Below are 21,882 nucleotides of genomic sequence, written 5' to 3'. Positions count from 1 at the left end.
TCCTGTCGCCGATTCGGGAGCGACGACGACGTCCTGCGCACCGTGTGGCTTTGTCAGTGGGCCAGGACCGTCTCGACGGACGACAGGGGAAAGGCGAAGCCGGGGCTCCGGAGTCCCGCCCGGGGTCTCGGGAGCCGAGAGCCGAGCCCCGCGCTCACGCGTCTGCGAGGTGCCTGGTGATCAGCGACCGCAGTCGCTCCGAGTCCTGCGGATCTGCCAGACCCCGCTTCGGGAGGAGCAGCACTCCGGTGCCCCACACGTCCGGGGTGAGGAGCACGAACACTCGCCGGCCCTCGACGCTGCGCCCGTAGAACTTCCAGTCGATCTGAAGCGTGTGCCGGTCGGAAACGACGCTGATCCCGTCCTCATCGACCGTCACGCGATGTTCACCCAGATGCCGGGCGTAGGCGAGCAGGGCCAGAGCCATCAGCCAGCGGGCGACCACCATGAAGCAGAAGACGATCAGAACGAGCTTCCACGCCGCCAGGCCAACGAAATCAAAGCCCCTGAGCAGCAGGTTGGTCGCGCTCACCAGAGCGAGCAGGGCGACGAGTCCCAACAGGATGCGATAACACCACCGCCCGACCGGACTGTGTCGCGCCTGCATCTTCAATCCGTCAGATATCTCCCGCCATGTCACCACGTACGTCAGCTGCACCGGCACGTCAACGGCCATGCGTCCTCCCCGGATCCGAACAGCGGGGACTGTACCGGTAGGTGATCGACTCAGCGGACGCCCGCTGCGCGCACGCGTGATTCGCTTGCTCGGTGGCTGTCGGGCCGGCGTGGTCCGCGCAACTTCCAACTGCACGGCCGTGTGCCGGTGAAGGCGTCATGAGAAGGCGATCTCGCATGTGCAGGGGAGCGGCGAAGCGAGGGTCCGCTCGCTGTGACATTCCTGTGTGACATTTCCGTGTGTCGTGGCGCAGATGGAGGGGGGAAGAAGGTTGGACGACCGAAGAGGCATGTGTGGTCAGGGGCGGGGATCAGCAGCGTGTGCAGGCCGACTTGGAGCTCGGGAAGGCTGTATCGCTTGCTCAGCAGGGGGACGAGGGTGCTTTCGAGACGGCGTACCGACTCGTCCATCCAGGGCTCCTCGGATATCTGCGTGGCCTGGTGGGGGCCGACGCGGATGATGTCGCCTCGGATACCTGGCTGGAGATCGCCCGGGACCTGAGGAGATTCCGGGGCGACGGCACGGGATTCCGCGGCTGGACGGCGACCATCGCACGGCACCGGGCGCTGGATCACCTGCGGAAGCAGAAGCGAAGACCCCGCACGTCGCTGATCGAGGAGAGTGTCCTGGACCTGCCCGGCTCGGCGGACACGGTTGAGGCTGTGCTGGAATCGGTGTCGACGAAGTGGGCGGTCGCGCAGATATCCGGGCTGCCGCCGGACCAGGCGGAGGCTGTGTTGCTGCGGGTGGTGGTGGGGCTGGACGGACCCGCCGCGGCACGAGTGCTGGGCAAGCGTCCGGGCGCTGTGCGGACGGCTGCCCATCGAGGGCTGAAACGGCTGGCCGAGCAGCTGACTTCCGCAAGCAGGGGGAAGAACGCGGTAGGTGCGGCGCAGGGCACGTTGAAGGATGAGGCATGAGGCGCAAGGCGCAAGTGACTGACGCGGCATTCGTCACGCCTGAGATCGAGAGGCTCGCAGAGGCCGTCCGCGGCGGTGCCGAGCCCGAGGGAGCCGAGCGGGCGCGCACGGCGTTCCGGGAGGCGTTCAGCGCCCCCGAAGCCGTCGGCTCGCAGCGTCCCCGCAGGCGCGACGACTGGCGTCCGGTCCGCGTCCGGTCCTCCGCCCGAGTTCCGCTGAAGGTGGCGCTCGGTGCCGCTCTCGCGAGCATGACGCTCGGTGGTGTGGCGCTGGCGGCCGGCACCGGGATCCTCCCGGGGCCGTTCGACGACGCCGACACCCCGGAACGGAGGCCGGAGCCCTCTCCGGTCGTGGACGCTCCTCGCGCCCCCGCCGGGACAGCCCCCGCCGGGACAGCTACCGGTGGGACGTCCGAACCGACCGGCCGGAGCCTCCCGTCTCCCACATCCTCGGCGTCCGGGACGGCCCACGATGCTCTGCCCGTCCAGCACGTGGCGCTGTGCCGTGTGTGGAGCAAGGAGGACCACCGGCACCAGGGTGCCGCCTTCCGGAAACTGGCGGACGCCGCAGGAGGAGAGGGTGCTGTGGACGCCTACTGCGCGACGCTGGATCCTCCCAGGCCCGCGAAGACGACCAGATCGGCCCCCGACCGGTCGAGGGAGCGCCCGGTGGCTTCCCCGTCGAAGGGCCGTAGCGCGGAGCACGCCAACGGTGGGAACGGGCAGTCCTGAGCCGCCCGGTAGCGCGGCAAGGAGGGGCAGGGCAGGCCGCGGCCGCTCACGCACTACGTGCTGAACTCTGATGGCCGGGCGTGATCCACCTGGCACAGCGTTACTCCGCTGACGAGATATTCAGGGGCGGTGTGACGTTTGAGGCAGGGCGTGCGCTGGGTATGTGACGGCCCTTGCGCGAACGGTGGGCCGGTAGCGAACTTCGTGAGAGGTAGCCCACTTGAGCACCCGCAGAACACACGCATACACGCCCCTGAGCCTGAAGCGAAGAGCCTGGCTGACGGTCGCCACGTTGGTTGTCGGCGGGGCGGGCGTGGTGACCTATGCCGTGGCCGTTCCGGGAGAGGCGCCCGGCAATCGCGCTGAGGTACGGGAACCGTCGGTACGCAGTCTCAAGGTCACTGACCGGTCCGCCACCCGCAAGGCGACCGACCGGCAGAACACCGAACGTTTCAGCGGTCTGATGCTGACGTGGCGCGATCCGAAGGCAGTGCTGGACGGCACGGCACAGGCCCGTGCGCGCAGTGTCGAGACCGGGCAGTGGTCGGAGTGGACCCCGCTGGCCGTCGAGCAGGCGGCCGACGGCGCGGAGGCGCGGCGCCCGGGCGTGCTGGGCGGCACCGAGGTGCTGTGGACGGGCGGCTCCGACGCCGTCGAGGTACGGGTGACGGCCGAGGACGGAACGGTCAAGGACCTGCCCGCGGGCATCAGCGTGAAGCTGATCGACCCCGGCACCGACCCCGAGCGCAACCGCCACCTGGTCACGGAGCCTGCGGCGTACGCCGCCGAGACCGTCACCCCGGCCCCCAGCGGCTCCGGGTCCGAAACGACCGACCCCGCGGCGACGCCTTCGTCCTCGGACGACTCCTCGCCGAGCGGCACCGCAGCGCCCACCGACCCGTCGCCGACCCTGCCGGTGCCGGAAACGACCGCACCGGCCACGGAAACGACCTCGCCGACCCCGAGTCCCGAGCCCACGCCCACCGTTCCCACGGCCCCGCCGTCCACCGTGGTCGCGCCGCCGGTGCTCTCCCAGGCGCAGTGGGGCGCGTCGACCACGTACAACGGCACCCCCGAGTACGCCGAGAAGGTCGACGCTATCGTCGTCCACCACACGGGCGTGGACCTGGACAACTCCAAGTCCTGCACGGACTCGGCCGAGCGCATCCGCACCATCCAGCAGGGGCATCTCGCCAAGGGCTGGTTCGACATCGGCTACAACTTCCTCGTCGACCGCTGTGGGCGCATCTTCGAGGGCCGCAGCGGCGGCACCGACCTCCCGGTCCGCGGAGCGCACGACTACGGCTTCAACACGAACACCATCGGTGTCTCCTACCTCGGTAACTTCGAGAGCGCCAAGCCCACCAGGCTCGCCCTCGAGGCCATCGCGCGGATCGCGGCCTGGCGGCTCGGCCAGTACGGGGTCAGCCCCGCGGCCCAGGTCACGCTGACCTCGGCCGGGGACGCGGGCGTCGACGGGAACAAGATCGCCAAGGGCACGCAGGTGACCCTGCCGGCCGTCTTCGGACACCGCGACACCAACAACACCGCCTGCCCGGGCAGGAACCTCTACTCCCAGCTGCCGCTCATCCGGAAGCTGGCCGCGACCCCCGGCATCTCGCACGCCCTCAGCACCACCGACCTCGACCGCAACGGTGTGACCGATCTGGTCACCGGTACGCCCCGGGCCCTTTCCGGCGCCGGCTCGGTCACCGTCGTACCGGGCGCCTCCGACGGCCCGGTGGGCACCTCGAAGAAGAGCGTCAACCAGAACAGTGCCGGCGTCCCCGGCTCCTCGGAGTCCGGCGACGGTTTCGGTACGACCACCGCGTACGGCGACCTCAACGCCGACGGTCACGCCGACCTCGTGGTCGGTGCCCCCGGCGAGGACGACACCAGCGGTGCCGCCGACCGCGGATCGGTGACCCTGCTTTACGGCCCCGGCCTCTCCACGGGCACGTCCTACACCACCGGTGCGGTCACCAGGGCGGGAGCCAAGCTCGGTTCGGCCCTGGCCGTCGGCGACTTCAACGCCGATGGTCAAGCGGACGTCTTCAGCGCCGGAGTGGGCAAGGGCGGAAGCTGGAACGTCCGCCTGACCGGCGGCGCCACCACCGCCGGCACTCTGAGCACGGCGACCGGAGCCATCGCCTACACCGATGCGGCGGCCGGTGACTTCAACCGCGACGGCTACGGCGACATCGCCCTCAACTGGCGCGACACCGGCGGCACGGCCCGCATCACCTGGTTCAAGGGCGCCAAGACCGGCCTCACCAAGGTCGGGAACCTCTCGGTGAAGGGTGGCCGCAGTATCGCGTCCGGCGACCTCAACGGTGACGGCTACGCGGACATCGTCGTCGGCCAGCCCGACAGCAAGGAGGCCGGCACCACCGTCCCCGGCGGCTCCATCATGGCCGTCTATGGTGCCGCCACCGGATTCTCCGGCGTCACCCGCCTCCACCAGGACTCCACCGGCGTCCCGGGCGGAGCCGAGTCGGGAGACGGCATGGGCACCGCGGTCTCCATCGGGGACTACAACCTCGACGGTTACGCGGATGTCGTGGCCGGAGCGCCGGGCGAGGACCTCACCCGGGACGGCGTCGCACGCAATGACGCCGGATCGGCAGTGCTCTTCGCGTCGACGGCGTCCGGGCTCTCAGGCAGCGGCTCGGTGGCCTACTCGCAGGACACCGCTCAGCTCGCCGGATCCACCGAGTCCGGAGACCGGTTCGGTTCCTCCGTCAGCCTCACCGACCTGTCGGGCTGGGGCCGTGCGGACCTGACCGTCGGCGTGGACGGCGAGGACACCGGTAACGGCGTCCTGCTGCACATGCCCAGCGGCAGCGCCGGCATCAGCGTCGGAGCGAGCTTCTACCTCAGCCGTACTGTCCTCGGAACGGAGAGCGGCGGCCGCCTGGGCCACAGCTTGACGCCCTGACACCTGGGGCGGAGGGGGTGGCCGAGCGCGCTGCGCTCGGCCACCCCCTCACCCATGTCGCGCACGTTCGTCTACCGGCTGGCCGGCCGCGACCGCCAGACCTCCGCCTCGTAGTACACGCCGAACTCGCTGACCGAGGTCACGGTCGAGCTCGAGTCGACAGGGAGGAGTACCTCCGGACGGCCCTGGCCCGTCATTGCTCGGAGGCTCAAGACGCCCCTCTCCGGCCTGGAACTCGCAAAGCCGGTCGGGGGCCAGGTCATCACCGGTGAAGTCATCCAGGACGAGGACCGCCCGGCCGCGGACGAGGCGAAGATCCCCGAAGCCGGGCCGTGAATGGCGTGCCTCGAAGCGTCGGCAGGCCGCGGCTCAGGCCCTGGATGAGGACGGTCAGGCGTCGTCGAGTTCACCGCGACGCCGTCGTGGTGGTGCGGTCGTCCTTCCGGCGCTCGGGTCTCGAATCTCGGGGTTCGAGCGTCGTGGAACCCTCATTCACTCGTTCGGGGGACCGGTGAGGGGTCCCGGGCCGACGCTTGAGCTTCGAGTCCCGAGGGCCGAGCTTCGGGCTCCGGGATTCGAGCCGTGTCGTTCATCCGGGAGGTAGGTAAGGGATTTTGGGGAAACCTCCCCTCCCTCCCCACCCCGCCACGGGCCGCAAGTATGACTAATCGTGATCGAGTTGCAGCGGAGAGTCGCGACTGCTTACGGTGCCCACAACGAGACGACCCCGACACGGTGTTAGGCGCACCGGCCGGGGTCTGACCCAAGATCGAACACTTAGAAAGACCGATCTCGTGGCTATCCAGCACCCTAACTCCGCGCTGCCCGCCCCCGCAGCCTCGCGCCCCTACCGCAAGGCCGGCACCGGCTACGGCAAGCAGTCCGTCCCCGGCCAACACCAAGCGCATCGCGCCGACTTCGCCCTCCTGCCGGAGCGCGAACGGTATGTCGCCGGGTATGTCGACCACCTGCCCGACGGTGCCGCCATGGACATCAAGTCGCTGGCCAAGGACCTGCCCCTGTACGGGCAGATGGCCATCGGCACCGCGCTGCGCGCCCTTGCCGTGGCCGGACATCTGCGCCGTGTGCGCTGCCGGGTCGAAGGGGACGGCCAGTGCCGGTGGGTGACGCTCACCTACTGGTCGCGCGCCGCCCACGACAACGAGTGGTGGACGGCCAGGCTCGCAGAGGGAGCCGCCGCCCCGGAGCAGGCACCCGCACCCTCCGCCCAGCCGGTCGTCCCCCGACAGCGCACCGCACAGGCGGGCATCACCGTCCTGCCCTCTCCGAACCCGCCGCAGTCGTCTCCGGCACCGGAAGGCGAGCCGGGCACAGACACCCCACACCCCGCCGAGGCGCCTTCCCCCGCCTACCGCGCCCTCGCCGAGCTGGGCCGCCGCGAACCCCGCCTGGCACTCTCCGCCGCCGACTGTGGCGCGCTGGAGCCACTCGCCGCCGCCTGGTTCACGCGCGGTGTGAGCGCCGCCTACCTGACCTCGGCGCTCTCCGCCGGGCTTCCCGAGCAGGTCGGATCACCCGTCGGCCTGGTACGCCGCCGCCTCACCGACAAGATGCCGCCCTGCCTCCCCGCCGCACCCTCACCGATCCAGGGCCTGCCCGGCACTCCCGTCCGCGGTCTCATGGTCGAGTGCACCGAATGCGGACGCCCCGGCCCGGCCGAGGCGCTCCCGGACGGTCTCTGCAGCCACTGCCGCACCTCGCACCAGCCCCCGGTGTCGCCCGAAGGCGCAATCCGGGACGAGGCCGAACGCGACGTGCCGGCCCTCGTCGCAAGCCTCCGCAACCTGATGCGCACTCCCTGAGCGGTACCGTGGCCGGAGTCCTCAAGTCGCTGCGACAGAGGGCAGGCGGATCAGTAATCGGCGAAATTCCAGAAAATGCCCACCTCGGTGCCCGTGACGACGATGAGGCCGTAGTCCTCCGTGTAGACGCTGAGCGGGCTGTAGGCCCAGTCCGACGTCGTGAAATCGAGTGAGCCGCACACGTGGCCAGGCCTGTTGACGTTGGTCTGATAGCTGGCGCAGTCCCCGAAACGCGCGAGGATCGTCTGTGCCATCATCCTTAGCTCCTCCCGGCTCTCCGCGAAGCGCCCCAGGTGGGAGTGGGTGCACCCATCGTCCGTGAGGGCCAGGAGCAACTTCTCGGCACTGTTCCGGTCGATCTCCTGGAGGCGCCGCGCGACGTACTCGGGCGGGTGGGCGACGAAGGGATACATGGGGGACGCCTCGCGCTCCGGGTTCTGGGCCGCGTCGTCGAGACCGGCCCAGCCGCGTGGGTCCGTTACCCGCGCCATCAGCGCGAGGACGTCGAGGACCCAGTCCTCGTGGCGGCATGGGCCCGTGGCGTCGTACGGGTACGCGTCCTCGAACAGGTGGCGCACCGCGCTTTCCCAGGACGTTTGGGTGACGGACATGGGGCCGGCCTTTCCCGGAGAGCTGGTGGGTGCATCGGCGGGCAATTCTGTCCGTCTCTCCGGTCGCGCAGGGACATGGCAGCCAATCGTATGGTGGGACGAGCTGATGATCCGTTAACCGGGGGGTTGCATCGTGGGGTACACGATTCCTGAGGGCGTCGACACGATGCTCGATGTGGTCGGTGTGGGCTGGCCGAACGTGGACGAGGACGCGTACCGCGATATGGCGGACGCGTTGCGGGAGTTCGGGGACGACGCGGACGACGACGCGTACGCCGCCTACCAGCACATTCAGAAGCTGCTCGCGACCGGGCAGAGCGAGTCGCTGACTGCTCTGGACGCGCACTGGTCGAAGGTGCAGGGCAAGCACAAGGACCTGGCGAAGGCTGCACGGCTCGTCGCGGGCGCGCTGGACCGGGTTGCGGACATCATTGTGGCCCGGAAGATAGCCGCTGTTGCCGAACTGGCTGACCTGTGCGCGACGGTGGGAATCACCCTGGCCTTCGCCCCGGTGACGGCCGGTCTGTCGGCGCTCCTGGCAGGGGCGAAGATCGCGGCGACCCGTATCGCCTTCAAGCGGATCCTGAAGGAGATGGCCGAGGCGGCCGTCAGTGAGATCGTCGCGACGCTCACCGAGCCGGCAGTCGCCGCGATCGAGAACATAGTGGCGGACCTGGCGGTCCAGACGGCGCTGAACGTCGCGGGTGTGCAGGACGGCTACAACACCGGCCAGGCGGCACAGGCAGGCAAGGACGCGCTGCAGATCAACTCTGCGGGCGGGCCCGGAGGCCCAGGTCCCGGGGGCGGCCCCGTGATCGACCACGACGCTCACAACAAGGCGGGGATGCACCTGGCTGGTGTGCAGATCACCATGCGCGAGAAGACGGGCGGCAAGCTCGGCAAGGCCAAGGGGCACCATGGCCGGGCCAAGGGGAAGGACTCTTTGACCGCTGTACTCGACACCACGATCGAGGGGGTGGTGGAGAAGCTCGGCAAGGCGCTCGGTGACCTCGGCGACCACGTGGGCAAGACGGTACCCGACCGCATCACCCAGAGCTCCAAGATCCACAAGGACACCGATCACGATATTCGTGATCAGGTGCATCGAGTCAACGCCGGCAAGGACTCCGAGCCGGGGGACCGGCGATCGGACCGGGACGGTGCCGGACGAGACCGTCGATCCCCTCCGAAGCGGACTGAGGGGCGGGACAACCTCAGAATCAACTCGGCACAGCTGTCCAAGCGGGCTCGGCCGTTGGACGTCAAAGAGACCTGCGGCGATCCGGTCGACATGGCCAGCGGACAGATGATCCTCGCCCAGACCGATGTGCGCCTGCCCGGCTCCCTCCCGCTGACGCTGCGCCGCACCCATCTGTCGGGCTACGAAGCCGGAGCTTCCTTCGGTTCCTCGTGGGCCTCCACCATCGACGAACGCCTGGAGGAGGACGCGCAGTCGGGCGGGGTGTCGTGGTACCGGGAGGACGGCTCTGTCCTCGTCTATCCGCGCCTGCCTGACATAGTCGGCGACCGGGTCCAGCCGGCCGAAGGCATGCTTCTGCCGCTGACCTACATGTCTCGTGACGGGGCCTATGCCCTGACTGTGCAGGACCCCTGCACGGGGCTGATCCGGCACTTCGAAACTGCCCCGCTGCGCTCCGGAGTGTGGTGGCTGACCGAGATCGAAGACCGCAACGGCAACACCCTCACCATCGAACGAAGCGAGGCCGGCACCGCTGCCGAGGTCATCCACAGTGGCGGCTACCGAGTCCAGGTCGAATCCGACCCCGAGCTCGGCCGCGTGCGCGCTCTGCACGTGCTCGCCGACGACGGACCCGTCCGGATACGAAGTTTCCGATACGACGACTCGGCCGCCCTTGTCGAGGTCCGTAACGCTGTCAATGCCCCCTTGCATCTGACATACGACATCGCGCAGCGCATCACCGGCTGGCGGGACAGCACCGATACCGAGTTCGTGTACATCTACGACGCATCCGGACGCGTCGTAGAGACCAGGGGCACCGACGGCATCCTCAATTCCCGCATCACATACGGAGTCCCGGACGAGAGCGGCACCAGGACCGTCTCCTACACGGACTCCCTCGGCCATACCACTGTCTACCGTTCCGACCGCCACGGACAGATCATTGCGATCACCGATCCCCTGGGCCACATCACCACCCAGACCTGGGATCGTCACGACCACCTGCTGACCCGCACCGACCCTCTGAGCCGTACCACACGCTGGGACTGGAACGACTCGGGTGACCTGGTCGCCTTCACCACACCCGACGGGGCCTGTACCCGCATCGCCTACAACGACTCGCACCTGCCGGTAGAGCTCACGAACCCCGACGGGACACAAACGCTTCAGGAGTTCGACGGCTGCGGTAACCGCACCCGTCTCACCACAGCCGACGGTGCGGTGCACCACTTCACTTACCACTCCACCGGCGCCGTCGCCACCGCCACCGATCCTCTCGGCTTCATCACCACCATCGAGTGTGACGCGGCAGGCATGCCGACTGCGGTCATCGACCCGCGCGGCGCACGGATGCAGGGCCGTTACGACATGTTCGGCCGCCTTGTGCGGCGCACCAACGCGCTGGGAGACACGACCACCCTGGCCCGGAACGGCGAAGGGCACCTTGAGCGCCGTACGGCTCCAGACGGCACGGCCGAGACATGGACGTGGGACGGGGAGGGCAACTGCACCAGTTACACCGACCCGCTTGGCGGCGCTACCTGCCTCAGCTACGGAGCCTTCGGTCTACTCCGAGCCCGAACCTCGCCGGACGGTTCCTCACACCGCTACCGTCATGACACCGAGGAGCGTCTCACCCACGTAACCAACGCGCTGGGGCAGACCTGGCACTACGCCTACGACAGCGCAGGCCGGCTCGCCGCCGAGACCGACTTCGACGGCCGTACCACTGCCTACACCTACGACGCCGCCGGGCAACCCGCCGCGCGTACCGCCGCAGGCGAGACTGTCGCCTACGAGTTCGACGTAGCAGGCCGTCTCAGTTGCAAGACAGTAGATGGTGCACGAACCGAGTACCGCTACGACGAGGCGTCTCGCCTGACCACCGCCACCTCCCCGTCCAGCTCGCTGGGGTTCTCCTACGACGCGGCCGGACGTCTGCTGACCCAACACACGGACGGTGCCGCGCTGAGTCTCGCCTACGACCTCGCCGGCCGGCGCACCAGCCGCACCACGTCTTCCGGTGCCGTGACCACTTGGGCACATGACGAAGGGCACCGCCCGGCAAGCATGGCAGTGTCCGGTCACACTGTCGCCTTCGATTACGACGCCTCGGGGCGAGAGCTCACCAGGGATGTCGACGACTTCGTCTCGCTGTCCCACATCTACGACACCTCCGGCCGCTTGACCGCACAGTTCGTGACAGATGGCGTCGGCCGTGACCCCCTTCAGCATCGATCCTTCATTTACCGCGCCGACGGGCATCTGACGGGAGTCGAGGACCAACTCGCCGGAACCCGACGCTTCGATCTCGACGCGGCCGGCCGCGTCACCGCCGTCCATGCGGGGAAGCGGAGCGAAAGCTACGCCTACGACGCCATGGGGAACCAGACCTCAGCGTCCTGGGCGAGAGGCTTTCCGGGCCATGATGCGACCGGTCCACGCGACTACGTCGGCACCCGTATCACCCGTGCGGGCAACGTCCGCTACGAACACGATGCCCGCGGGCGCATCACCGTACGTCAGAAGACGCGCCTGTCCCGGAATCCGGACACCTGGCGCTACGAATGGGACGCAGAAGACAAGCTGACCGCCGTCACCGCCCCCGACGGGACCCGCTGGTGCTATCTCTACGACCCTCTCGGACGCCGGACAGCGAAGCTCCGCATGGCTGACGACGGCATGACAGTCCTCGAACGAACCGACTTCACCTGGGACGGTGTCACCCTGTGCGAGCAGACCACGCGCGTCGCAGGTGCACCGGAACTTGTCACTCTCACCTGGGACCACGACGGCCTCACCCCCCTGACGCAAACAGAGACCAAGCACCTCGCTGACGCCCCCCAGGAGGTCATCGACCGACGTTTCTTCGTGATCGTCACCGACCAGATCGGCACCCCCACGGAGTTGGTTGACGAGGCCGGGCACATCACGTGGCGCGCCCGAGCCAGTCTCTGGGGTGCAACTTCCTGGAACCGTGACGCGACCGCCTACACACCCTTGCGGTTCTCCGGCCAGTACCACGACCTCGAGACGGAACTCAACTACAACTACTTCCGTCATTACGATTCCGAGACCGCCCGATACGCCACACTCGACCCACTCGGGTTGGTTCCGGCGCCCAACCCCGCCGCCTACGTCGACAATCCGCACGCCTTGACCGACCCCCTCGGTCTCAAACCCTGTGACGAGAACGATGTCACCTGGGGTGGACGGGTCCGCTACGGCGCGCCGGGGCCGCACGGTCGTGCCACCAGCATGCACGCCACCATCAGCGGAGACATGCTCGGGGGAAAGACCAAGGCGCAGGTGGACCCAGCCGGCTGGCAGTCCGGTATGGGATACAACCGAGCGCACCTCCTCGCCGCGATGATCGGCGGATCCAACAAGGACTCGCGCAACTTCGTGACCATGCACAGCTATGCCAACTCGCCGATCATGCGGCAGGTCGAACTGCAAGTACGCAACGCCGTCCGTGACGACGGCGAGACCATCCAGTACAGCGTCACGCCCATCTACGCGGACAACAATGCCAAGATTCCTCTCGGCGTGACGATCGAGGCCCACGGTGACAATGGGTTTCAGATGCATCCCCACGGAAGTACCGAAGGCGGAACCAACGCCCTTACCATCTGGAACCGCAAGCGATGACCAGTGCAAGGAGTGACAGTCAATGAGTCCAGAACTGAATCAGCTCGCCGAGCTCCTGCCCAGGCCTCAGACGCAGCAGGCTGTCCCGGACTGGGACGCGACCGAGGCCGCACTGCAAGCTGTCCTGCCGACCGACTACCGCAACCTCATCGAGGCATTCGGCGCCGGTCTGATCGATGACTACTTCCTCCTGCTGGAACCCGGGTGCAGCAATGACGTCTACGATCTGATCAAGATCAGTGGCGAGCGCGAACACGCCAATGAAGCCCTCTGGAAGTTCGAGGACAAGCCGGTCGAGATGGAGCCCGCGGCCAACCGTCTGATCTGCTGGGCAACCACCGACAACGGTGAATACCTCTACTGGCTCGTCCAGGATGCCGATGTCCCCGATTCCCGCCCCATCCTGCTGAATAGTGAGTCCGGAGAGGAGTGGGAGCGGTACGACATGACCGTGACACGCTTCCTTACCCTCGTGCTCCGGGGAGAGATCCGGTCACATGTGTTCTGGGACCGGTTCCCTCTGCCGGTACACGAATTTCGCCCGGCCCAGGACATGTGACTCCTGCCCGGGATGACAGTTGCTGCCTTGACGTGCCACGGCTGGTTTGGGGCGCTATTGAGTGGGCTGCCGCTGCGGAGGTCATTCACGGGCTACGCCGGAGTCATGCCGGGATGAAGCTCGGCCACCAGGGTGGGACGTTGCCCGGGCACAACGGGGCGGGGTAGGAGTCCGGCATGCCGAGCCATGTGACAAGGAACCAGGTGAACCACAGGGTGAAGATGAGCCCTGCAGTAAGGGCTGTCCCGCGATGACGTCTTCCGAGGGTGCTGTGCAGGATCACACACGAAACCGCAGCGGCGATCCATATGAGAGGGACAAGAAACAGCAAAGTCGTGCCATTGGTTACGCCGTTGCCGATGTCACAAACAGCCCATACATTCCCAATGGCAGCAGTGGACACCACTGCGGTCAGTCCACCGAAGAGGACACCAAGGCCAGTTCCCCTGAACCAGCGGCTCGGAGGACTCGACGGCTCAGTTCCCACGATCATCTCCCCTCCTCGCTGTAGGTTCGGAGAGTACCAACGTTCTGAAGTAGCCCGCTGGGGCCCTGGCCTGCCCTGACACCGGTCAGTCGTTTTGTGCTTCCGAAGCCGTCGCCAGCAGATGAGACTGCAGGCCAGGGAGACGAAGGCGTCGTGGAGTTCGGTGCGGCGTTCCCAGCGGACCGCGAGGCGTTTGAAGTGGTGGAGCAGGGCGAAAGTCTGCTCGACGACGTAGCGGAGCTTGCCCATGCCCTGAATGTTCGGTGATCCCTTGCGGGAGATGACGGGCAGGATTTGTCGGCGACGCAACTCGTCGCGGTGGGCGTTGGCCTCGTAGTCCTTGTCGCCGAGCAGGGCTTCGGGCCTGCGGCGGGGCCGGCCGGGGTGGCCCGCGACCGGCGGGATGTCGTCGACCAGGGCGAGGGTCTTGGTGACGTCGTTGACGTTGGCCGCAGTCGTGATGACTTTGAGCGGGGGTGCCGCGTCCATCGCAGATCAGGTGGTGTTTGCTGCCCGTTTTCCCCCGGTCGACCGGCGGCGGACCCGTGTCGGCCCCCCCGTTACTGTTTTCGTGGCCCTGCAACGGGGCTCCCGGCCTTCGGGCCCGGCATGACTGAGCCCCCTTGTCGATCATGATCGAAAAAGTGGTGTCACCGGGCGCGGAGGCATTGGCAGACCGCTGATTAGGGGCACGAGCGCTGATCCCGAGCTTGGGTGAGGCAGTCTCTTCGTAACGTGGATGCCGGCACGCTGATGCCGCAGGTAGGGCCGGGGAGAAGTTCGAGCACTGGAGCTGGGACGTGACCAACGACGGCATCGACGTCTACCTCGGCCTGGACGTGGGTAAAGGCGAACACCACGCCACCGCGCTCACCCTCGCGGGCAAGACAGTCCTGGACAAGCGCCTGCCCAACACCGAGCCGAAACTGCGCGAGGTGTTCGCGAAGCTGCAGGCCAAGCACGGCACCGTGCTGGTGGTCGTCGACCAGCCCGCCTCCATGGGCGCGCTGCCGCTGGCCGTGGCCCGCGCGTTAGGCTGTCACGTCGCCTACCTGCCGGGCCTGACGATGCGCCGCATCGCAGACCTCTACCCAGGAGAGGCGAAGACCGATGCCCGCGACGCGTTCATCATCGCCGACGCCGCCCGCACCATGCCGCACACCCTGCGGGCCGTCGAGGCCGCCGACGAGACAGTCGCTGAACTGGAGATGATCGCGGGCTTCGACGACGACCTCGCCACCGAGTCCACCCGGACCAAGAATCGGCTCCGCGGCCTGCTCACACAGATCCACCCCTCGCTGGAGAAGGTCCTGGGCCCGCGGCTAGACCACCCGCAGTCCTGGCCCTGCTCGAACGCTTCGGCTCTCCCGCCCAGCTCAGGAAGGCCGGCCGCCGTCGACTGGTCACACTGCTGCGACCCCAAGACAGCTGGCACACCGCCCCTCTCCAGCACGGGCTCAAGCGCGGTGTGACCAGGGGCCACACACCGAACCACTGTTCGACACCCCACTCCTCGAACCGTTGCACCTCGGTGAACCCCAGCTTCGCCGCGAGGCGCATCGAGCGGTCGTTGGCAGTCTGGGTGCAGAGCACCACAGGCTCGCCGGGAAGCGCATCGGCGAACCAGCCGAGCGCCGCCGCGCACGCCTCGGCGGCATACCCGCATCCCCACGCCTCCGGCAGGAACATGTAGCCGAGCTCCGCCTCCCCGGCATCCGGAAGTACGTGCCCCGGACGCTCCGCGTCGCGCCGATCGAGCGTAGTCATGCCGATCATCACGCCGTCGAGCTCGACCACGAAAAGGCCAGGGCGCCGCCCAGGCAGGTCAGGCACCGCGCGTTCGAGCTCGTCACGGGGTCGAGGGCCACCGAGATAGGTGCGCACCTCCGGCGAGGCGAACAACTCGATGAACGCCGCGCGGTCCCGGGCCTCGGACTCACGGAGCACGAGCCGCTCTGTCGTGATCGGGGCAGGTGGCCAGGTGACGGGCCCGAGTTCAGTCATGGCGGGCAACCTATCGCGCGCCCCCAAACGTGCTTTAGCAACTCAGGCTCTGGCTCATCGCCCGTGAACGGCTGACTGCGCGTGACGGCATCGACCCGTACGGCAAGCCGGCCGATCAGGCGGTTCGCCGGCGGGCTGCCGGTCAGTCGGCGGGCAGGCCGAACCAGCGGAGGAGTACGGGTCGTGCGTCGTCGGGGGCGTCCTCGGGCCCGCGGGCATAGCGCGCGAGCAGGGCCAGATAGTCGTCATGGAATGCGTCCAGCTCACGCCTCGTAAGGTGGATGAGGCTGCGGGAACCCCGCATCCAGCCTTCGGACTCCGCCTGTTCGGCGGTGAACTGCCGCGCGAGCTCGACGTCCTCCTCCATCCTCATCCGGTCCAGCTCGGCTGACAGGGCACGCTCGGCCTCCGTCAGCTCACCCTGCGGCGGTCTGCGGATGTCGAGCCCACGCACCCCGCGCCACCAGCGCTCCCGCCCGGTGGAGCGCTCGGGGATGTCCTCGATGAGGCCACTGCGCTCCAGCATGCGCAGGTGGTAGCTGAGCGTCCCGGTGTTCTCGCCGAGGGCGGCGGCCAGCGTGGTCGAGGTGGCCGGGCCTGCCGCGCCGAGGTGGCGCAGGATACGCAGGCGCAGGGGGTGCGAGAGGGCCTTGAGTACCTCGGGGCTTTCGACGGTGCGCCGCCCTGCGGCTTCCGCTCTCCGCTCTTTCGTCATGGCAGCAGTCTATCCGGATAGCAGCCATTTCTCTGCAGACCTTCCTCTGCAGAGAAATCTCTGCAATGCTGAGGTGTATGACGCCGAACCGAGTGACCTGGAATCGCACAGTCCGCCGCTTCCCAAGTGCTGCTGCGGGGGCCCTGATTGTCGGACTCGCCCTGGGTGCCGCACCCGCGCATGGAGCTGAACGGGGCGCAGATCTGCCCGAGTTCGATTTCTCCACCTGCCCGACCGTCGATGAGCTGCCCGCGGGGGCGGACCCCGGTACCTGGCGCTGCGAGGTCATGCACGCCACGGGGCATCTGCGCATGGGCGCCGTCGACGAGCCGCTCACCGAACCCATGGGGATCACCTTTGCGGAAGGCCGTGTGGACGGTGAGTTCCGCCAGGTCTTCGGTGAGATGACCGCTGTGCCCATCCGGGTGGGAGGCACTCCGCTGACCCTGACTCCGCAGTACGGCGGCTACTCGGACTTCCTGTCCGACGACACCCGCCGCGGCGAGTTCGACATCAAGTTCGCCATAGGCTCGGCACACGGGCTGCCGGCCCGGCCGTCGTCGGGCTGCTCGGTGGGCAGCGATGAGGATGCGGTCCACCTGGTGCTCAAGGACACCGATCCCACCCGGGTGATATCCAGGGACCCCCTGGTCGTCGCCTTCGGTGCCCAGGACGCGGAGTTCGCCGCCCCGGGCACTGGTGGCTGCGGCCCCCTGAGTCGCGTGCTCGACCGGGCCCTGGGCCTGCCGTCCGCGGCGGGGGCGAACACCTTCAACATGGATGTCACGGTGGCCATCCGGTCCTACACGTAGACCCGTTTCACGGCCGGTTGCGGGACCACCGACCTGACCGACGTGGAAGCCATTCACCTGACGGCAGGGCCCCAAGGTGGCCTGCTTTTCACTGCACCCCCACGAAGACGGCAGTAACTGCAGCGCCCCGCCCCGGAAGGAAGAGGCAATACCATGCACCCCGCGGTGGAACGCCTCACCGAACTCGTCGCGCCCGGTCCGCCACGCTTCCGGGACTGGCCGGCTGCCGAGCGGGAACTCGGTACCACGCTGCCAACGGACTACCGGCAGCTCGTCGAGACGTATGGAGGTGGCATCTTCGACGAAACCCTCTGGCTCCTGGATCCTGCCTGTCCCGATGACGATTACCACCTCCTGGCCCAAGCCGTGCGAAGGGCCGAGATCCTCGAGAGGCTGTGGGAGTTCGAGGCCAGGCCTGTCCAGCTCGAAGAGCCCGGCACCAAGGTCCTGCCTTGGGCTTACATCGAGGGCACTGGAGCGATGCTGTACTGGCTGGTGAAACCGGAGCAGGAGCCCGATGAATGGACAGTCATGTTCAACGAGGGCAGGGGTCCCTTGTGGGAACATCACCACGCCCATTGCGCATCCTTTCTCCTGGCTGTCCTCACCGGGCAGGGGGGAACCGAGTACTTTCCGGAACTCCCGGCCGCACAGCACCAGTTCGATTCCAACGACGCGATCCTGGGTCAGTAGCCCTTGTGTCGACTGCGCGCGTTCACTTCGGCGAGCTGAGCGCTCAGGAACTCATCCCGTGTGGCCGGTCGTACGTGGGCCGGGTTCGCGTCCCACTCCCGGCCTCCGCCGAGCGGGCGGAGCTGGAGGTAAGGACCCTGGCGGCCCATCACCAGCCCCACCCGGCAGCTCCCGCTGTCGTATACGGCCGCCCCGGTGTCGGGGACGCCCGCATCGGTCACTTGCCCGTTCCGTTCCTGATCGCCGCTGCCAGGGCCAGCGCGACGGGGGCGGAGCAGATGCCGAGGTGGACCAGGGCGTAACGCTGCGGCTGGGCGTTTTCACCGTCGCCCGGCCCGGAGTTCGGCTCCGGCCACGGCGTGCGGATATCCATCGCGGGCAACTGGACGCCCGCGGCGGTCAGCGCGGCGGCGAGAGCGTCCCGTGCTTCGACGGCCTCCTGGACCTTGGTCGTTCCGTTGGGCGGCACCGACTGCGGGAGATCGGTAGAGGCCGGGTGGACGGTGCTGTGCCGAGGTGTTCGGCGGGGGAGGGGCGGCTTCTGCTCCGATGGCGGCGGTGGGGTCATTGGCATGTTCCTTCGGGTCGTTCTTCGTGAACTTCCTGGGCGTGACCACACGCGCTGGATTACGTTGCGTGATGGGCTCGTTACGAGAATGGCCCTGGTCGGGGGTGCCGCACACCGAGTGCTGGTGGTGCCTCCCCGGCAGGTCACGCAAGTTCCACACGTTCCACGGAGGGCGAGATGCCGACGAGGCGCGCGGTCACAGGCCGCAGCAGAGAACCACGGGCACGGTTCGCGGAGGAGCTGCGCCTGCTGCGCACCGCGCGCGGCGACAGCCTGCGGCAGCTCGGTGAACGGCTGGGCTGGGACTGGTCGCTGTTCGGCAAGATGGAGAAGGGTGAGACTGTCGGCGGCCCCGAGGTGGTGCAGGCACTGGACCACTACTACGGGACGCCGGGGCTGCTGCTGGCGTTGTGGGAGCTGGCGATCAGCGATCAGACACAGTTCAAGGAGCGGTACCGGCGGTACATGGCGCTGGAGGCGGAGGCGACGAGCCTGTGGCACTTCGCGGTGAGCGTGCTGCCGGGGCTGTTGCAGACGGCAGGGTACGCACGGGAGCTGTTGGCAGCGGGCGGTCTCAGGGGTGAGGCCCTGAAGCAACAGATTGAGGCGCGGATGGGGCGACGCGAACTGCTGGCTGGTACGGAGTCACCTCAGTTCAGAACAATCCTGTCGGAAGCAGTGCTGAGGACACCGCTGCGCGATGCGGGCGAGTGGCGTCGGCAGTTGGAGTATCTCCGGGAGATTGGAGAGCGGCACGATGTGGTATTGCAGGTAGCACCGTTCAGCGCGGGGTTGCACGGCCTTACCAATGCTGACGTGATGTTTCTCCGAATGCCCGAAGGGCGTACCGTTGCTTATGCCGAGAACGGGTACAGGGGCGAACTCGTCGAGGAAACTGCATCGGTTGAGCGGCTGCAACGTGCGTACGATTCGGTGCGCGACCTGGCGCTCTCACCAGCCGAGTCGCGGAAGTTCATTCTGCGCATCCTGGAGGAAGTACCGTGCGATCTCTCGACCTGACCGCAGTGACTTGGCACAAGAGCAGCTACAGCAACCAGGACGGCGGCCAGTGCCTTGAGGTCGCCGACGGCTTCACCGCCGTGGTTCCCGTGCGGGACAGCAAGTACACGCACAACAGCAGCCCCACGCTGATGTTCACGGCAGACGGTTGGTCATCGTTCGTGTCCGCCCTGAAATGCGGTGTGATGGGTTCCTGAGTCACCGAGGAGCCACCCGGGCGCCGTCTCCCGGCGCCCGGGGCTCGTGTTACATCTTCGGTGCCTGCTCGATGAACGTGTCCAGCACCCCGTCCGCCACCTTGATCCTGCCCTGCGGCCGGGTCGTGCCCGGGATGGTGGTGAACGCGGCGGCCTGCTTCGCCAGCTCGGCTGCCTTGGCGAAGTCCTCCGGCCCACTGCCCGAGTGGAGTTGGGCCTGTAGTCCGTCCAGGGTGGCGTTCAGGGCGTCGCCCCATACGTCGAGGGCGTCCAGCCAGGGCTTCGTCTGCGCAAGGAAAGCCGGGTCCCGCACCCCGGCGCGGATCTGCTCGGGAGCGCCGGCCAGTACGTCGGCGTAGGCACCGAGCTCGCGCAGTGCGGCTTGGCGGCGGGCAGGGGATCCGCTGTTCCAGGCGTCTGTGAACTTCGCCAGGCGCGCATTCAGTTCGGGAGCCTGCGGCTGCCAGTTCGTGTCGCCGAAGGTCGGCGCGAGGTGTTCCGTGTCGAAGAAGGCCAGCAGGGCCCGGGTGGTGGCGGGGTCACCTCCGGCCAGGTAGTCGGCCGCCGCGCGCCAGGTGCGGTCCGGGTCGTAGTTCTCGTCGTTCCAGGCGAACGAGGCCCCGCCGAAGAGGGCGACCTTGCTTGCCGCGGCCTGGTTCATCGGGTTGAGCACGATGCCGCTCAGTGCCTCGTGCAGTCCGGCCTCCCGCTTGTCGTAAGGGGCCATCAGCAGCCGGCCCGTCGTCTGCCCGTAGTCGTTGACCGGGTAGTTGTCCCAGAGGAACACCTTGCGTCCCCACACCGTCGAGGCGGCCTGGGCGTCCGCCACGCTGATCGAGGGAGGCACGACGTCCGTGCCCGTCCACTGCACGACCACCTTCGGGTCCAGTTGCTCGCGCAGCACGGACTTGTAGGCGGAGTCGGCCGTGTCGGAGTACTCCGTGGGCACGAACTGGAGCGGCTCGGCGCCCGGGTGGGTGTCGATGAAGTCGTGCTGCACTGCGTTGAGCAGGTCGGCCTGGGCCTGTCCCGCGCTGCCCCTGCCCGGGGCGCCGTACTTCTCCTGGTCCGCGTCGCAGTTCCACTCGGTGTAGCTGATGTCGTCCAGTGCCACGTAGAAGCTGCGGGCGCCCTGGTCGTAGAGGGTGCCCAGCTTCGTCTTCAGGGCGCTCACGTCGTCGGGGTCGCTGTAACAGACGGACAGGCCGGGGGAGAGGGCGTACGTGAAGTCGACGTGGTGGGTCGCGGCCTGCTCGATCAGTTCACGCAGGTCGGCCAGTTTGTCGGCGGGGTAGGGCTCGCGCCACTCCTCCCGCAGATACGCGTCGTCCTTCGGCGTGTAGATGTAGGTGTTGGCCTTGATGTCGCCGTAGAAGGCGAGCTGGTCGAGTCTGTCGGTGTGCGACCAGGGGGCGCCGTAGAAGCCTTCGATGCTGCCGCGGAGCGGCATGGAGGGATGGTCGGTGATCGACACGGACGCCATGGTGTGCTTTCCGGTCACCAACTGTCGCAGCGTCTGTGCGGCGTAGTAGATGCCGTCCCCGTCGTTGCCGGCGAGCACGATGCTGTCGCCGCGGGAGGCGAGGGAGTAGCCCTCCGCGACCGGAGTGCCGGGCACGGTGCCGCCTGCGGCGCGCAGGGCGTCGGCCACCGCCTTGTTCCTGACCGAACCGGCCACGACCGTCAGCTCCGCTCCGTGGGCGAGCGGCGCCGGGCCGGAGTCCCCGGCCGTGGTCGTGTCGATGTGACTGGCACCGGCAGCGGTCAGTGTCTGCTTGATGTCATCGGCGCTCCGGTCGTCGACGTCGTCACCGAGGACGAGCCGTACGCGGGCGGGAACCCGGATGTCCCGTCCCGCCGACTTCATCCGCTGCGGGGTGGGGGTGACCACGGGTGGGGACGCGGACGGGGCTGCGGACGGCCCCGGCGCCGCCGCCGCGGACGACTCCCCGGCCGCCCACGCGGGAGCGGAAAGCGTACCGAGGGACAACAGGACGGCGGTGCTGAGAAGCGAGAGTCGGGACATGCGGGGAAGACAGTACGGATGACTTTCAGACATACGGGACACTGCGCCTCCACGGAAGTGGACTGCCACATTCAGGTGCTGGAGTGGTCTAAACCACCACTCGTGGGCGCCGGTGTCAAGGTCGAGCCGTCAGAAAGATGGAGCACTCGTGTGGCGACCGGACGGCATCGGTCCGCCACTCTCCCTTCCGGCGGGACCGTGGACTTCCGGAAGCACCCCCCCCGGGCGGACGTACGGTGCCCGCTCGCTG

General features: G+C 68.0%; 17 protein-coding genes and 2 pseudogenes. 11 read left to right on the top strand and 8 right to left on the bottom strand.

Annotation, left to right across the window (positions count from 1 at the left end; genetic code table 11):
• Window positions 1-154 precede the first annotated feature (154 nt).
• Window positions 155-676, bottom strand: a complete 522-nt coding sequence (locus BFF76_RS10345; RefSeq protein ID WP_065848056.1) for a YcxB family protein — start codon at window positions 674-676, stop codon at window positions 155-157.
• A 293-nt stretch (window positions 677-969) separates the two neighbouring features.
• On the opposite strand from BFF76_RS10345, the gene BFF76_RS10340 reads away from it, so the two are divergent.
• From BFF76_RS10340 to BFF76_RS10325, 4 genes are all read left to right on the top strand, one after another.
• Complete coding sequence (locus BFF76_RS10340) at window positions 970-1,596, top strand: RNA polymerase sigma factor (protein WP_065848055.1); 627 nt, start codon at window positions 970-972, stop codon at window positions 1,594-1,596.
• A 14-nt stretch (window positions 1,597-1,610) separates the two neighbouring features.
• Window positions 1,611-2,327: a KAR9 family protein gene (locus BFF76_RS10335; protein WP_065848054.1), complete on the top strand. Its 717-nt coding sequence runs from the start codon at window positions 1,611-1,613 to the stop codon at window positions 2,325-2,327.
• 220 nt (window positions 2,328-2,547) lie between these two features.
• Complete coding sequence (locus BFF76_RS10330) at window positions 2,548-5,265, top strand: N-acetylmuramoyl-L-alanine amidase (RefSeq protein ID WP_065848053.1); 2,718 nt, start codon at window positions 2,548-2,550, stop codon at window positions 5,263-5,265.
• A gap of 794 nt (window positions 5,266-6,059) precedes the next feature.
• On the top strand, window positions 6,060-7,088 hold the full coding sequence (locus BFF76_RS10325; RefSeq protein WP_053931097.1) for a hypothetical protein: 1,029 nt from the start codon (window positions 6,060-6,062) through the stop codon (window positions 7,086-7,088).
• Window positions 7,089-7,138: 50 nt separating this feature from the next.
• Here BFF76_RS10325 and BFF76_RS10320 read toward each other — a convergent pair whose 3' ends face one another.
• Window positions 7,139-7,699 (bottom strand): hypothetical protein, encoded by a 561-nt coding sequence (locus tag BFF76_RS10320; protein ID WP_031089613.1) that lies wholly within the window; start codon window positions 7,697-7,699, stop codon window positions 7,139-7,141.
• A gap of 133 nt (window positions 7,700-7,832) precedes the next feature.
• On the opposite strand from BFF76_RS10320, the gene BFF76_RS10315 reads away from it, so the two are divergent.
• Together BFF76_RS10315 and BFF76_RS10310 are read left to right on the top strand one after the other, a co-directional pair.
• Window positions 7,833-12,551, top strand: a complete 4,719-nt coding sequence (locus BFF76_RS10315) for a DUF6531 domain-containing protein (protein WP_065848052.1) — start codon at window positions 7,833-7,835, stop codon at window positions 12,549-12,551.
• 22 nt (window positions 12,552-12,573) lie between these two features.
• A complete protein-coding gene (locus BFF76_RS10310; protein WP_031089618.1) occupies window positions 12,574-13,110 on the top strand; it encodes an SMI1/KNR4 family protein in 537 nt (178 codons plus the stop codon).
• Window positions 13,111-13,213: 103 nt separating this feature from the next.
• Here BFF76_RS10310 and BFF76_RS31210 read toward each other — a convergent pair whose 3' ends face one another.
• Complete coding sequence (locus BFF76_RS31210; RefSeq protein WP_079122356.1) at window positions 13,214-14,086, bottom strand: transposase; 873 nt, start codon at window positions 14,084-14,086, stop codon at window positions 13,214-13,216.
• Window positions 14,087-14,397: 311 nt separating this feature from the next.
• Here BFF76_RS31210 and BFF76_RS10305 point away from each other — a divergent pair.
• Window positions 14,398-15,011 (top strand): annotated as a pseudogene (locus BFF76_RS10305) (IS110 family transposase); the annotation flags it as partial.
• A gap of 53 nt (window positions 15,012-15,064) precedes the next feature.
• Here BFF76_RS10305 and BFF76_RS31205 read toward each other — a convergent pair.
• Together BFF76_RS31205 and BFF76_RS10300 are read right to left on the bottom strand one after the other, a co-directional pair.
• A pseudogene (locus BFF76_RS31205) lies at window positions 15,065-15,601 on the bottom strand (GNAT family N-acetyltransferase); the annotation flags it as partial.
• A 142-nt stretch (window positions 15,602-15,743) separates the two neighbouring features.
• A complete protein-coding gene (locus tag BFF76_RS10300; RefSeq protein WP_053931099.1) occupies window positions 15,744-16,316 on the bottom strand; it encodes an ArsR/SmtB family transcription factor in 573 nt (190 codons plus the stop codon).
• 77 nt (window positions 16,317-16,393) lie between these two features.
• On the opposite strand from BFF76_RS10300, the gene BFF76_RS10295 reads away from it, so the two are divergent.
• Together BFF76_RS10295 and BFF76_RS10290 are read left to right on the top strand one after the other, a co-directional pair.
• Window positions 16,394-17,128 (top strand): hypothetical protein, encoded by a 735-nt coding sequence (locus tag BFF76_RS10295; protein WP_053931100.1) that lies wholly within the window; start codon window positions 16,394-16,396, stop codon window positions 17,126-17,128.
• Window positions 17,129-17,281: 153 nt separating this feature from the next.
• Entirely contained in the window at window positions 17,282-17,821 is a 540-nt protein-coding gene (locus BFF76_RS10290; RefSeq protein WP_065848051.1) for an SMI1/KNR4 family protein, read from the top strand.
• Here the strand turns inward: BFF76_RS10290 and BFF76_RS10285 are convergent.
• Both BFF76_RS10285 and BFF76_RS10280 read right to left on the bottom strand, forming a co-directional pair.
• Window positions 17,815-18,042, bottom strand: coding sequence for a hypothetical protein (locus tag BFF76_RS10285; protein ID WP_053931102.1), 228 nt, complete (start codon window positions 18,040-18,042; stop codon window positions 17,815-17,817). The genes BFF76_RS10290 and BFF76_RS10285 overlap by 7 nt on opposite strands.
• On the bottom strand, window positions 18,039-18,389 hold the full coding sequence (locus BFF76_RS10280; RefSeq protein ID WP_053931103.1) for a hypothetical protein: 351 nt from the start codon (window positions 18,387-18,389) through the stop codon (window positions 18,039-18,041). Before BFF76_RS10280 ends, BFF76_RS10285 begins: the two co-directional genes overlap by 4 nt.
• A gap of 177 nt (window positions 18,390-18,566) precedes the next feature.
• Between BFF76_RS10280 and BFF76_RS10275 the strand changes: the two genes are divergently transcribed.
• Both BFF76_RS10275 and BFF76_RS10270 read left to right on the top strand, forming a co-directional pair.
• A complete protein-coding gene (locus BFF76_RS10275; protein WP_053931104.1) occupies window positions 18,567-19,409 on the top strand; it encodes a helix-turn-helix domain-containing protein in 843 nt (280 codons plus the stop codon).
• Window positions 19,391-19,606: a DUF397 domain-containing protein gene (locus tag BFF76_RS10270; protein WP_053931105.1), complete on the top strand. Its 216-nt coding sequence runs from the start codon at window positions 19,391-19,393 to the stop codon at window positions 19,604-19,606. The genes BFF76_RS10275 and BFF76_RS10270 overlap by 19 nt, the downstream gene beginning before the upstream one ends.
• A gap of 49 nt (window positions 19,607-19,655) precedes the next feature.
• Here BFF76_RS10270 and BFF76_RS10265 read toward each other — a convergent pair whose 3' ends face one another.
• Complete coding sequence (locus BFF76_RS10265) at window positions 19,656-21,632, bottom strand: glycoside hydrolase family 84 protein (protein ID WP_244167246.1); 1,977 nt, start codon at window positions 21,630-21,632, stop codon at window positions 19,656-19,658.
• Between the last annotated feature and the right edge of the window lie 250 nt (window positions 21,633-21,882).

It is taken from the genome of Streptomyces mutomycini, assembly GCF_001700505.1.
GTDB classification, from domain to species: domain Bacteria; phylum Actinomycetota; class Actinomycetes; order Streptomycetales; family Streptomycetaceae; genus Streptomyces; species Streptomyces mutomycini.
This window is presented reverse-complemented; position numbering and strand designations above follow the sequence as displayed.